The organism is Neobacillus cucumis (genome assembly GCF_023715505.1).
Genome location: NZ_JAMBOH010000030.1, coordinates 1 through 13,716, shown reverse-complemented (window position 1 = coordinate 13,716; position 13,716 = coordinate 1). Strand labels below are relative to the sequence as shown.

The following is a 13,716-nucleotide window of genomic DNA, read 5'->3' as shown; positions in this document are numbered from 1 at the left end:
ATAATTGACCTGCCAATTTCTAAAACTAGTACATTTTTTAGAAAAAAAATATCCGGCACTAGGCCGGATAAATATGATATACAAAAGGGGGTCATGAAAAAGGGTTGAATTAGCTTGTCCTCTCCATGACCTTATTCTATCTTCTGTTTATGAATAAACTATGAAAAAACATTTAAGTTTTTAAAAACTATTTCTTTGCCTTGCCAGCTGCCACGTCAAAGGTCAATTGCGTCTTCGCCTCAGAATAGGTTGCGAATAAACCGAAATTGTACTTGTCCTTCGCTTCGACAACGATGGTATAGGTGCCAGGATTTTTAGCTGTCCAAATCAATGTATTGCTTACCCCATAGGCTTGCGAATAGATCGTATCTCCCTTTTTATCAATGATATAGAAACGATATTGAGGAGTTCTGCTTCCTTCAGAAGTTGCGATAAATTGAATCGATTCTTTAAATACCTGCGTACCAGGCTTAGCTGTTGTGACACTTACTTTTGTTACTTTTTCATCTAACACCGTGATCGTTGTTTCTGAACTACTATTTCCAGCTGCATCGACTGCTGTAATAGAGATCGTGGAACCGGCTGTTTGCTTCGCCATACCAATGGAATATGTTCCATCAAATTCAGCAGTTGCTGTACCAATAGCTTGGCCATTCACCTTTGCCACAACTGTTGCGCCAGCCTCTGCCTTTCCAGTAATCACGACATCATTATCGTTTACTGGATTAATGGCTGGTGCATCTGGTGCCGTTACATCGATTACGGTTACTTCTGTTGCTGCACTAGTATTGCCAGCAGCATCTGCAGCTGTTACGGCAACTTTGGTTCCTGCTGTTTGTTTTACAATTGTAATGGTAAATTTACCATCACCATCAGATGTTGCTGTACCAATTTCTTGACCGCCTGCCACAGCTTTTACAGTCGCATCGGCTTCTGTTGTACCCGTGATGACTTCATCTTTATCTGTTACATTGTTTACGACTGGTGCATCCGGTGCGGTTACATCGCTTACGGTTACTTCAGCAGCTTCACTAACATTACCTGCTGCATCTGTTGATGTTACAGCAATTTTGGTTCCTGCTGCTTGTTTTTCAATGTCAATCTTATAATTACCGTCCGCATCTGCTGTTGTTGTACCGATCACTTCGCCAGCAGCCCTTGCTTCTAACTTAGCATTAGCCTCAGTCGTACCAGTAATTACAATAGCTTGATCTGTTACCTCATTTACAACTGGTGCTTCTGGTGCTGTTACATCACTTACTGTTACTTCCGTTGCTACACTAGCATTGCCAGCAGCATCTGTAGCTGTTACAGCAACTTTAGTTCCTGCTGTTTGTTTCAGAATGGTGATGGTATATTTACCTTCCCCATCCGCTATTGCTTTACCTATTTCTTCACCGTTAACTGTTGCTTTTACAGTGGCACTGGCTTCCGTTGTTCCAGTGATCTCCACAGCTTGATCAGTTACACCAGTAACTACTGGTGCTTCTGGAGCTGTTCTATCATATCCTACTAATTCCTTTGTATCTCTAACACGGATTCGTGTCCCTTCTGAAAATGACCCAGAAAGACCGACTGCTTCTAACGTGTCGCCCACTTTAAGAGCTGGAACAGGACCGCTTTGGTTGACGATATATCCGTCTGTAAAGACTAATACTTCTCCTGAACCATCGTTGATTACATAAGAATTATCGTCATATTTTGATTTAACGGTTCCTGTTACCTTAACCAGTAATCCTTGGTTGGCCGCACTGGTCGCTTCACCAGTAGCCACTGTCTTAGGCTGGACTGGATTCCCTGAACCAATTTTAATCACGTCACTTGCAAAGCTAGTAAACTCTAATTCTTTGTTATTTTCAAATGTCTTGATGTGCCCATGAACACGTACTTTATCGCCTAGTTTCAGCGAGCCTTCCGGAACTTCCTGGAATGCCATAATACCGCCGGTTTCATCTTGCAGGTAGAACGCATCGAAGAAATTGCCTGCTCCTGTTGTTACTGTACCTTCTACAACTACATCCGTGCCATCTTCTTTCGAACGTGCATCGGCAATTTTGGACACTTTCGTTTCACGATGTGCTAGCCAGTTGACGGCATTTAGTGTGAATTCGTCGTTTCCTTTTGGCTCGTACGATTCATCCATTTGTTTGTCATTGAAGATATTCATACCGGAAACGACAATACGTCCTTCGGTACCAATTTCTTCTGACGCGATTAACGGAATGGCTGAACCGCCTGTTTCATCGGAGACGGCATCATAGGTGTATCCGCCTTTAATGTTTCCTTGATAGGTGGTTTCATTTCCTTTTGCAAGGATTGTCACTTTACCGCCGTCTGTTAACGCCTGATTATCGGCTCCAGATAGACTTGTTCCGCTGTAGTAATCAATAAATGATACGCGGTCGGTGATCAAGTTGGAAACCAAGCTTGGATGCACTCTGACTGCATATGGGCTGACGGTTGGCTCACTCCAGAAGTTACCGCTCTTGCTTAAGTCAAAGACACCATCGTTCCCCATGCGGATGGTTGAACCCATCTCGCCAAGTAGGGCGTTGTTAACCGTTGGGTCTGTGTTGTTATTGCTCTTCCCTGCCATTAACAAGGAGCCGCCATCTTTCACAAACTTAGCCACAGCTGCATTTTCTGCTGCAGTGAGTGCATATCTTGGGTGTGTGAGTACTAATACTTTTACACCGCTTAACACTTCATCCGTAAGGACTGTTTTATTTTCAGCTACGGTATAACCTTCTTTTTGAAGCATTAAGGTAAAGGATTTTAAGTTATCCTTATACGTTCCGCTGTCACCCGAAGTATTTTCATTGCCGTGGTTGGCATCAATTAATACTTTCACGCCGAGCGGTTGTTTGATTTTCACTGGTAAAACAAACTTCGTATCCCCTAGATCCAGACCATCTAATGAGGTCACGACCGCGATAATTTTGTGGTCGCCTGTTGACGGGGCAGCCCATATTGCAGATGCCGTTGCGGAAGCTTTCGTCGGAATCGAAGAAATGTTGTTTGTCCCGATAAAATCAGCTTCTTTTACTTCATCATAATAGAAGTCTACTTTTAGATTTCTGACTGGTTGTGTACCATTGTTCGCAACCGTCGCTTTTAATGTTGCAGGGTTGCCGCCAATGATGACGCCGCCGTCGATGTCAATGCTGTTTACTTTTACGTCGACTGGTTCTTCTTTTGACCAGATTGGTGAAGAATAAATTCTTTCCCCGTCCATTTGCGTTACTTTTACAACAAACCATTGCTGGCCGCCTGAAACCGTATAGGTTGGTTTCCAAGTGAAGTCTTTCGTCATTGGCTCATAAGTATCGACTACTTTACCGCCGTTTGTAATGAGTTCTACTTTTTGGATTCTATCATCTGATTTGTAGCTTGTTGGTAAATAGCTATAATCACTGTCATTATGAGCTTCCGCTACTAAGTCGCTTCCCTTTATATCAAATTTTAGGGACTTGCTGTCAACTGTTGAACCCATGTAGTAGCCGTTGGCTAATACGTCTAACGTGAAGTTAGGGTCCTCTTCCATGTAGACACGCATATTACGCATGGAGTGAAGAAGGGATGCTTGAGAAAGGTCGTCCGCTACGATGACCGTACGGGCATTGACTTGACCCCATGTTCCTTCATGGTTGTCTTCCCCGTAAGTTGGTGCGACATGCCAGCCTAAATCTAAAGCTGAGTAGAATTTCGTTTCGGCATTCGCATAGCCGTAGTGGCCGGAACCATTTCCGACTTCTAACATTGTGAATAGCTTATCAACATTCGCGTTATAAGGCTTAAAGTTGTTAAACGCATTGGCTGACATATCCGGGTGGTTGAATTGACCCACGATATCGTCGTATGTCATGACCCATGCATAGTACTGGCTTAAGTCCTGGTATTGTTTGCCGTTTATATTTCGGTCGATAAAGTTATCCGTACCGAAGATATTAGAGTGTCCCCATGTAGTGGAGGTCATCTCAAATGCTGGGAATACTACATAGTCATCGGTTGTGTACTTTTTAGCAAGGTCTTTCGTTAACTGCCAGTCCGAACCGCCGGAACGTTCAGGGACTGCCTTACCGTCTGCTGTTTTCCGTTCAACGGTATCTGTACCCAATTTTTCAGGGGCGATATCGTGAGAGTGGTCTGAGAAGGCGAACCAATCGTAATGATGGTATTGACCTGCTTTTAGCGCATCCTCAGGAGTACCTGCTCCGTCATGGGATATATTTGTATGGTTATGCGTTGTACCGCGGTAGTGATTTCCGCCTGTAAAACGTGGGACCACTTCAAATGTCCATGTTTTTTCGGTTAAGTTGCCTTTTGTATCTTTTGCTGCCACCTTAACGGTATGTTTTCCAAGCGCAAGGTCTTGTCCAGGTGTATATTTCACCTGTGTTTTGCTTATTGTTGCCGCTGGTGCTGTTAGCTCTTGGCCATCCAGCCACAGTTGAACCGTTGTTGCGTCCACCCCGCTTGCGTCATCAATCAAAGCAGAAATCTCTGGTGTTGGATTTTCTACTTTTGTTGTGTCTTGCGGTGTCATACCTGATATTTCTGGTCCAGTGGTATCCTCAATTAAGGTGACTGGATGTGGAGCCGCACTAGTACCAGACGTTTGTACTTGTGTACCTGCTTTTGCTTCGATATAGTATTCGAATCCATTTTGCGGTACATTTGCGGCCTCTAATGTTGCGGTATAACGACCTTCGCTGCCTTTTGCCATTTCTAGTGCTGTATACTCAGTCGTACCTGTTGCTCGATAGTACACTTTTACAGATTCAGCACCATCAGCTGTGGCTTCGAATTCCACATGCGCGCCTTTATAGACTTCTGTCAGCGCTGTGTGAGTAATGCTAAGGATCGGTGCAATATCACTTACCGCACGCGGATACATTTGATAACCCGATGTCAGTTGTGTTTTGTTTGTTGTATATTGACCTAGGATTCCAGTCACGGTGTAGCTTTTTCCAACTACTAAATCTTTATCTGGAACAATTCCTGTATTGCTCATCACCCTTAATGTTGTCGCCTTGTTGTTTTCATCGACAAAGGTCACATTATAGTTAGGAGGTGTGCTTGCCGTCGCAGAAACCTTACCTGTAATCGTTACAAGACTTCCTTCAAGCGGCTCTGCTGTTGCAAAGGTTGTTGAATCTAAGATGGTTAATGGTCTTGCTTCAGGAATTGGATTCCCTTCGCTTATTTTTTCAATCGAGGAAGGTTCGAACTCGGTTAAGCCATTATAAACAAGTACTTTACCGGTTATTCTTAACTTATCCCCCTTTACTACTTTAAAAGGTGTCTCTAATGCTGTGCTAAAAATGTTGATTCCAGCTGTATCGTCCTGAACATAGAAGTTTTGTTTCTGTGTTCCGAGAATCTGATTATCAACTGTAGCCACTGCTTCGATCGTAAAGTACTTATCTACGTTTAAAGGTTTTCCATTGGAATCATAGGAACGAACTTCATTTAGTTTCGAAACCTTTGTTGTATCCGCTTTGGTTACGGAAACTGGCTTACTTTCTAGCATGATTCCTTTAGCGGAACTCGTTGTTTGTGTCACAGATACGGTATTAGGAGCATTGTTGATGGTAACAGTGAAGTCTCCTTGTGTACCTGCTTTGATTTCTTCTGTATTTAATTTAGTGGAATCCGGTGAGTACACATTGACAACAGCATTAGCAGAAGCTGCTCCTGCACTGCCGATTAATGTCCCGACGCCATCTGCTACTACATAGCTTAGTTTTACTTGATCCACAACATTACTAGCTGTTGCGGCATTTATTTGGATGGCTGCACTTTCTGCCAAGCCATTTTGGGTTGCAGCAACATAAACAGATGTTAATGTGTTATCAGCTGTAACGGTAAGTTCAAATGAACCGTCTGCTTTGGCGGTAGCTGTCCCAAGAGCAGTGCCTTTTGTTGCACTTGCATAGGCTTTTACAGTTGATCCAGCTTCTACTGATTCCGGTAGTCCTGTCACTTTGCCTGCCGTATATTGGATATTGTTTCCTTTTGGCTGTAAGCTGATTTGTGGAACCATTGGGGCTTCTGTTGAGCTTGCTGTGTTTCTTGGGGCTGTGACCGGTCCAACATAGAAGTCTGCGGAGTTATCACCTGTATCCCAGGCGTTTCCTTTTCCAGGGGCTGGGTCTGTGTTTGCATACGGTCTTCGTTGTGCACTTGTTGTATTTGAAAGTGCCTTTGTTGGATTAGAACCCTCGAATGTTGTTGCAGTTCCGTAACCAACCAAATCGATAACAACCGCATCCTTATTCACTAATCTAACCTTTCCATTTGTTCCACCCATTGCAATAGTACCTGAGTCATCGCTAGGAAGAATGTCGGCCCCATTTGCCCCGCCACCCTCTGCAATTAGGTAGTACCCATGGGCAGGGATTGTGTTGTTTAGTTTAGTTGAAGCACTAAAGGCCCCCGTGTTAGATGCATATTGCACAGACCAATCCTTTAAATTAACCGACTGATCTGTTGGGTTATATAGTTCTATAAAGTCTTTATTGTATGGTGCATATGGTGAAGATGCAGAACCTGTGCCATTTCCTCCTGCGCCAAACACTTGAGAAATCACCACATGATCAGCCATATCCGCATGCGCTCTGCCTATTAAACTACTCGGCAAAAATGTACTGATCAATAGAAGCGCTGCCATAAACGAACTCGTCCAACGCTTGAACTTCATACTATTCCCCTTCATTCAAACTCCACCCTTTTATATATAATTTTTATAAAAAAAGCAGCCCCCAATCCCCCTTTTTTTCTGAATAATTTTAATTACATCATTATTCTACAAAATTTCTAAATAGAAAGATAGAAAGTGTGACGGATTTATGAACAATAATTCATTTCCATATGTACAAATGGGATTCGAATATGATTATATAGAAGTAGAATTGGATTAAATCCCGACCTATTACCAACCATAAAATTATATATAAATAGTAATTTAAGGAGGAAAACTGTGGGTGCTTTTTTCGAGAAACATCGAATGTTCTATATTTCTAGACCTTTAATTTTGTCCTTATTAGCAATTATTCTATTAGTTTGGATAACGATTCCTTCTAAAGCTTCTGCTCATGCCTATAGTGCGAGTTATACAAAAATGACTGTGGACGGTAAACACACCGAAGTGGTCTTTACCCTTGACACGCTATCCGTTATAGAATTAGTACCCCATCTCGATGCAAACAAAAACTTTGTCCTTGAAAAATCGGAAATCAACAAGAATAAGCATCATTTGGAAGAGTTAATCGAGGAGGGCCTTACCCTTGATAAAGGAAATAAGGAACAAACGCCAACGATTGAGTCTATGAAGCTTGTAAAAAAAGAAAATAAAGAGTATCTATCGACTACTATGACATTTCCGGCCTTCTCACCAGGTGACACGATTAATTATAATGATGGTTTTTATTATCATGATACTGCTACCAATTATGTGGATCTGATCACGGCTTCGATTTATGGCGAATCGAGCGAGGGTGTGATTCAAGGAAAAGAGCGTACCTGGACGTTTTTAGTGACTGAGGCCCAACAGGAGCAAGGTCAGACCACACAGCCGGATGCCGCGCACGTTCAGCCAGATTCAGCGGCAAAGCCTGCGGAAAAAACAGCTGTCACGTCGTGGTTTTCCTTTTTTAAACTTGGGATGCTTCATATTTTAACTGGCTATGACCATCTATTGTTCTTGCTTGCCCTGCTGCTGAGGAAGCAAACCTTTAAGCAGTATGCAGCGATTGTTACGGCGTTTACGATTGCACATAGTATTACGCTTAGTCTGGCCGTTTTGGGCTGGGTTACGCTCCCATCCCGGTTTGTCGAGGCAGTCATTGCTTTTAGTATTTGTTATGTAGCGCTGGAAAATATTTTTCGAAAGGAAATCCGCTATCGCTGGAGCATCACCTTCTTGTTTGGCTTGATCCACGGTCTCGGTTTTGCGACGATTTTAAAAGAGATGAGTATTCCGAAGAGCCATTTAGCTGTGGCACTGCTCAATTTCAACCTGGGAATTGAGGCCGTTCAGCTGACGATTGTCTTATTACTGCTTCCATTATTATCATACTTATTTAAATTAAAGAACTCTGGGAAAGTGATCACCTATGGCTCGTATGCGATTGTTGCTTTAGGTGCGATTTGGCTGTTCCAGCGGCTGTTTCTATAATTTGAAACCTTTATAAAGGATTCCGTTTTCGGGTGTATATAGAACAAATAGCATTCAAAAAGACGTATGAATTTGGCATACGTCTTTTTCTTGTTTATATCAATGCGTTAAGGCATTTATATATGTAGCTGGTTTAAGTTAATATTCAATATATCAGGACATTGGCAACATTATGCCTTAATTGATCCAGGGGAATTAAATAATACAGCTTTTATAGATGATGTGAAATACATAATAAATAAATTGGTTAAAGAAGATGGAGGAAAAATCTCAATTGAATTTTTTGATAATAAGAATGTATTAGAATTACAACATAAACTATACGGTGACCTTTCGTTAGATAGGCCATTACCGATGATGAAAATAAGCAGAGTGCTATTCATTATATAGCTGGTTATTCGGGTGAACTTGAGACTGGTCTTTTTTTAAATTCGTTATACTTTTTTCCTTCAGCTGATTCTAGTACTCCGCAGGTTGGAAAGTACGGTAAGACAATGGAATATAATCCAGAATAACTATGTGAGAAATTGTGCTTAAACGGGTAGTATAACATGATTACGATTTTCTCAAAACTTGGATTGCTTTGCCATGCGGAAGCAACCGATTTACCTGCCCCGTTTGCGTTTTACAAGATTGATTGGAAGAATCCAAGATTGATAGTGGGGCACTTTTCCGAGGAATCGATCGTCGTGGGAACATTCAAGACCGATGGACTCCTCGAACGGTGAGACTAATTATAAAAGGCAGTTGTGAAAAGGTTGGCATGAAACCTGCCCATTTTGTGCTCACAGCCTTCGCTCTGGACTTTGTTCCAACTGCTTCCAGGGCTGGGAAAACGGAGCATCAAATCATGAGGCAGCCCCGGAATAAGTGGTCGGATTCATTGCAGTGATATGTAAAAGTGCAAGTCTGTTTGAGGGAGCATGCAACCGGTGGAATTGTATGAAATAATGGATCACAACAAACATAATTCTCGCATTTTCTTAATGTGACTTTACTTTACTTTACTTTAATATGACTATCGCTTGGCTCCCCATCTGTTCCCAAGCTTTCATAAAGGTAGTCTTGTTTAATTTTTGATTTTTACTGCCATAAGGGTTATTAATATAAACATAGTTTTGATCATAACCGGTAATCACAACACTATGCTCGCTAAACGTAATTCGAATCGGCCCTTGTGGGGTATTCCACGATTGGAAATTTGATACCGGTGCAAAAGTGGTTGTCGTTATAATCCAAACTGGAAGCCCTTGGCCGACATAGCTTAATACTTCAGAAAAAGGCTTCTTCGTTAGGTTCACAGCTTTATTTCCTACATATTTTTTTGCAAGTGATAAAACGGGGCCATTGTATACAGCTAACCCCGGTCCGTTTGCCATATCACCTACAAACCCTATATTTGGGTTTCCCCTTAAGCCATTACTATACGTCCAAGGAACTTTATTCACCTGGTTTGCTAATGTATTTTTCGTCACTTTCACACCGTGATAGTTTAAAACCATAGCTAAACTGGTCATCTCACATCCATTTTTTAAACGAGGTGTAGCCATTTGATTAATCAATGGTACATTCAATACAATGCTGCTGCTTTGGATGTTTATTCCGAGCGCTTTTGCCGTAACCGGGCCCACAATTCCATCTACTTGTAGATGACGAGCTTTTTGGAATTGCCTAACAGCATTTTCTGTGTTTACTCCAAAGATCCCATCCATTCCTTTTGTGTTGTATCCAAGCGATGTTAGTTTCCTCTGTAGCTCTGTTACAGAAGGTCCCCGGCTTCCTCTTTTAAGAATGGCCCCACTTGTACTAACAAGAGCAGAGGATCCAGCCGCGGATGCGGAATCTGGAGGTACAACGATACTTAAACTAAACACCAGAAGAAACGCCATGGCAAAATGACTAAACCATTTTCTCGGCAACATGAATCCCTCCAAATTCAAATTTCTATCTATTAACCTATTCAAATTTCTAACATCTACTTTATTTTAGCATTTTTTTCCATGATATTAGTTTAGATCTTATCGACAATTTTTGAATTCTATCCACCATCTCGAAAAAGATTCTCCTCGATTCACTGGGAAGAAAAGAAGTTTGTGAAATATTTCACTAAAACTAACTGGCAGTTTAGTTTGACAGTAACTGTTGTACACTTGTGGATATTAGAATTTCAATTTGCACTAGTGTGGGAGGCAAAGTCAAAGAGAAAATAAAGAAATCCAGCTTCATTTACTGGATTTTGTTCGAGTTATGAATAATTGGTAGGGGTAAATAACCAGAGCAAAAAAGATAGCAATGAAAAAAACGTGTTTTGATTTATAATTTACTAATTTATAGACCTTTAATTTTTGCATTATCCAGTTAATTGGATAAGCAAGAAATAAGTCTATTAGAATATTAGTCAAAAGATATAACCAGAATTTCCCGAAAGTCAAACGAAAAATCCAAATGGTTCCTATAAAGAATGGTCCTAATATAAAGCTCAAATCATTAATAACCTTATTTATTAAACCACCTTTTACTGTCCACCATTTAAAAGGAACAGAAAACATACAATTAATTGCAACTAATAAAGAGGCGAAAATTGCAACGGGCGAATATTTTTTAAACACATTTTTTGGAATAAAGAAAACAGTTAACCACGGTATTAATAATAGACCGATTCTGATTATTGTTGCCAACATTAATAAAACTCCTTAGCATTGTTTCCTTTATATTGCTTACAAACAGGAGAAAATATACTTTCTTGTTTAAATATCTGGTAGATCGATCTTTCGACGAAAGGACATTCCTGGTAGTACAGAAATGCCCTTTTTTACTGTTGTGTTAGAATTTAAAGTCTAGAATCATCTTACTGGTTTCACCTATAAACTTATAGTTATAAGACCCTTTCAAGCTTTCTAAGTCACCGGTAGCTTTGATGATTGTTCCTGGAGAATCTAGATTTCCATTATCAAATATTCCTTGCTCTAAAGCCGTAAATGTTCCATGTTTTCCCTTGTAAGTTCCTTCAAAATGCAGAAATCCGGAAATTTTAGAAGTGGCTAAGTGACCATCATCCATTGTAGAGTCTATATAAAATAATAAATATTCAACAAAAGCTTTTCCTGTTAATTCACCCTCAATATCATATTCGACATGGGCAATATTAATAGGGAATTCTTTTCTAGTATCGTCTACTGGCTTTTCATCCCATTTGCTTACTGTAAATGTTACCTCCATGGTAAATCTCCCTCCATTATTAAATAGTTATTCACCTCCAGTATAATATCCAAAAAGTACCATTATCAATAATAAAATAGGATTGCTTTTATTAATTTTTCTTTACTAACTTTGTGAAATACTACACTTAAAGTAACGGGTGCTTATGTGGAAGAAGGAATTACTCATGCAATCCCTTTTGTTATTCAACTAATGATGCAGTTTAGTTAAAGGAATTTTTTTTAATAAAACAGAATATATAAGTTAATGGTTTTTCCAAAATTTAGATTTTTAAGTACCGTTTGTCACAAAGGAAGAACAAATAGAAATGGAGGAAAATTAATATGACACACCCCGTAATAAAAATGTACAACTACCACGTTTGGGCAAATGAAGTTATAATTGACCGTTTGAGAGAACTTCCACAGGATATTTATCATAAGGATATTCAGAGTGGTTTTTCTTCGGTATCAAAGGTGTTGTCTCACATTTATCTCACAGATTATACTTGGTTTGACATTATCTCAGGTAAAAGTATGAATGAAGCAATGGCGACCACGAATCAATTAAGAGAACAGGTGGAAATGAAAAGTATTGAGGAAATGAAAGTAATATTTCTAGACTTATCCGAACGATACAGAGCACTTCTGGACAATCAAAAAGATATTGAAAAGTTGATTGTAGTTGATAACCCATATGCTGGGTTACTTGAAACTTCTATTTCTGAGACGGTACTACACGTTGTCACTCACGGTTCCTATCACCGTGGCAATATAGCTACTATGTTACGACAAATGGGGCACACCTCCGTTATGCAAGATTTTGGGCTTTACCTCTATCAAAATAGGACAGAGTAACACAGCACCAATCTCCCTCTAAATGATTTATTCAAATATAGGGGGAAATAATTTTGCAGGGTACTGTTCCTTTGGAGCGATTGTGAAAAATTGCACTTAAAGTAACGGGTGCTTATGTTGAAGATCTAGCTGCCATCGAAGGCAGCTTTTCTTATGGAACTAACGGATGCAGGTTAGTTGAAGAAGGAGAATCTATCCACTTTAGAGAACGATAAGTGTAAACACGTTTTGAAACAGGGAGAAAAAGATGAATTTCAATGACTTAGCAAAGCATTTTACTGAAAACCTCAAGGAGTATAAGCCTTTATTACAGGAACATATGGACTTAAACGATGAAGTTTTAAATCACGTATTCTTTGGTGAGTGTAACGATTATTTTGTTGAATTAATTGGTATAGAGCAGGATATAGCCAAGATTAAAGAATTATTTAATTTTCTTGAACTGATGGCAACTGAAGGTGATGATGATGTTAAAGAATTATTAAGTGTTACGATTCTTGCACGACTTGGCGACTCCAAGAAATTGCTACAAACCGCATATAAGTATATGGGTACTGAAACAAGGAAAGCTTCAGATGAAATTGAAAAGTTTTGGGGTAGATATTGAACTAACGGGGTGCTCTGTTTGAAGATCTATTTGCTGAAATCAAAGGCAGCTTTTCTTCTTGTGTTAACTAGCAGGTTACTTGAAGAAGAGGGAATAGTGATTGAATATAGAATATTTGCCTGAGGAGTGATTCTATGGATATAAGATTCTCGTTTGCTTTAGACAAAAATGTACCAACTGGACTACAATATACTGCTTACGAACAAGGTTTTATAGAAGGTACTTTAAACATTTATGCGGATAAAAAATTGTTTTTCGGTGAGCCATATGTCAATCTTGCTGAGCTAGGTATCCAATTAGGTGGATGGTTACAAAAGATTCGTAGTGGTTTTAGAGAAAATATGAACTACGACACAATTGACCATAATGAGGCGATAATTAACTTTATTTATAAAGGTAATGACAATTGGAGGATTTATTCAATTTGGCAGGTGTTTGAAACACACACATACATTACTACAACTGCATTAGTAGAAGCTGTAACGTATTATATGCAGGAGTTAAATAAGGAACTTCACGAAATTGAATACGTTGTTTCACTTGATGAGTTCCTCAAGTGAACTTTTACCTTATCTAAATAAAAAGGATAAATCTTATTTAACTAACAGTCGCCTCTTGTGCTAACGGACAGTTTAGTTGAAGAAGGAAAAGACGAGTTTGCATCTTTTACTGGCTGAAACATTAACCTAAAAAGGTTTCTTATATTTTCTAATACTCCATGTTTGTCCATTTCTATTTAAGACAACCATCGTTTTTTGCCTTTTCGTGATGCTGTTCGTCGATACAGTGCTCCGAGATAGTTCTTCGAACCTTTTACTGAATGAGCTGCTTCAGTTAATGCTGATCTCAAATACTTATTTCCTTTTTTGGTTTTA

The 13,716-nt window shown here is 39.7% G+C and carries 9 protein-coding genes; 5 read left to right on the top strand and 4 right to left on the bottom strand.

Translation table 11 applies throughout. From position 1 onward, the window contains the following. Positions 1-187: 187 nt before the first annotated feature. Positions 188-6,718, bottom strand: coding sequence for an Ig-like domain-containing protein (locus M3226_RS26065; RefSeq protein WP_251571648.1), 6,531 nt, complete (start codon positions 6,716-6,718; stop codon positions 188-190). 264 nt (positions 6,719-6,982) lie between these two features. On the opposite strand from M3226_RS26065, the gene M3226_RS26060 reads away from it, so the two are divergent. Continuing rightward, on the top strand, positions 6,983-8,179 hold the full coding sequence (locus M3226_RS26060) for a HupE/UreJ family protein (protein ID WP_251571646.1): 1,197 nt from the start codon (positions 6,983-6,985) through the stop codon (positions 8,177-8,179). Positions 8,180-8,730: 551 nt separating this feature from the next. Continuing rightward, positions 8,731-8,907, top strand: coding sequence for a hypothetical protein (locus tag M3226_RS26055; RefSeq protein WP_251571645.1), 177 nt, complete (start codon positions 8,731-8,733; stop codon positions 8,905-8,907). A 276-nt stretch (positions 8,908-9,183) separates the two neighbouring features. Here M3226_RS26055 and M3226_RS26050 read toward each other — a convergent pair whose 3' ends face one another. The 3 genes from M3226_RS26050 to M3226_RS26040 all read right to left on the bottom strand — a co-directional run bounded on the left by M3226_RS26050 (position 9,184) and on the right by M3226_RS26040 (position 11,398). Then, the gene (locus M3226_RS26050) at positions 9,184-10,101 is read right to left on the bottom strand and encodes a C39 family peptidase (protein ID WP_251571643.1); all 918 of its coding nucleotides are present in this window, start codon (positions 10,099-10,101) and stop codon (positions 9,184-9,186) included. 300 nt (positions 10,102-10,401) lie between these two features. Beyond that, a complete protein-coding gene (locus M3226_RS26045; protein ID WP_251571641.1) occupies positions 10,402-10,860 on the bottom strand; it encodes a hypothetical protein in 459 nt (152 codons plus the stop codon). Positions 10,861-11,002: 142 nt separating this feature from the next. Next, positions 11,003-11,398 (bottom strand): DUF3224 domain-containing protein, encoded by a 396-nt coding sequence (locus M3226_RS26040; protein ID WP_251571639.1) that lies wholly within the window; start codon positions 11,396-11,398, stop codon positions 11,003-11,005. A 323-nt stretch (positions 11,399-11,721) separates the two neighbouring features. Here M3226_RS26040 and M3226_RS26035 point away from each other — a divergent pair, with 323 nt between their 5' ends. The 3 genes from M3226_RS26035 to M3226_RS26025 all read left to right on the top strand — a co-directional run bounded on the left by M3226_RS26035 (position 11,722) and on the right by M3226_RS26025 (position 13,401). Further along, complete coding sequence (locus tag M3226_RS26035) at positions 11,722-12,234, top strand: DinB family protein (RefSeq protein ID WP_251571636.1); 513 nt, start codon at positions 11,722-11,724, stop codon at positions 12,232-12,234. 247 nt (positions 12,235-12,481) lie between these two features. After that, positions 12,482-12,841 (top strand): DUF7674 family protein, encoded by a 360-nt coding sequence (locus M3226_RS26030; RefSeq protein ID WP_251571634.1) that lies wholly within the window; start codon positions 12,482-12,484, stop codon positions 12,839-12,841. Between the two features lie 134 nt (positions 12,842-12,975). Next, positions 12,976-13,401 carry a DUF7878 domain-containing protein gene (locus tag M3226_RS26025; protein WP_251571632.1) on the top strand — a complete coding sequence of 142 codons (426 nt, stop codon included), beginning with the start codon at positions 12,976-12,978 and terminating at the stop codon, positions 13,399-13,401. The last annotated feature ends 315 nt before the right edge of the window (positions 13,402-13,716 follow it).

What these genes read in the sequence shown, in the direction of transcription:
- M3226_RS26065 (WP_251571648.1), bottom strand. Translation starts at nt 6,718, where the DNA reads ATGAAGGGGAATAGTATGAAGTTCAAGCGTTGGACGAGTTCGTTTATG.
- M3226_RS26055 (WP_251571645.1), top strand. Translation starts at nt 8,731, where the DNA reads ATGATTACGATTTTCTCAAAACTTGGATTGCTTTGCCATGCGGAAGCA.
- M3226_RS26050 (WP_251571643.1), bottom strand. Translation starts at nt 10,101, where the DNA reads ATGTTGCCGAGAAAATGGTTTAGTCATTTTGCCATGGCGTTTCTTCTG.
- M3226_RS26045 (WP_251571641.1), bottom strand. Translation starts at nt 10,860, where the DNA reads ATGTTGGCAACAATAATCAGAATCGGTCTATTATTAATACCGTGGTTA.
- M3226_RS26040 (WP_251571639.1), bottom strand. Translation starts at nt 11,398, where the DNA reads ATGGAGGTAACATTTACAGTAAGCAAATGGGATGAAAAGCCAGTAGAC.
- M3226_RS26035 (WP_251571636.1), top strand. Translation starts at nt 11,722, where the DNA reads ATGACACACCCCGTAATAAAAATGTACAACTACCACGTTTGGGCAAAT.
- M3226_RS26030 (WP_251571634.1), top strand. Translation starts at nt 12,482, where the DNA reads ATGAATTTCAATGACTTAGCAAAGCATTTTACTGAAAACCTCAAGGAG.
- M3226_RS26025 (WP_251571632.1), top strand. Translation starts at nt 12,976, where the DNA reads ATGGATATAAGATTCTCGTTTGCTTTAGACAAAAATGTACCAACTGGA.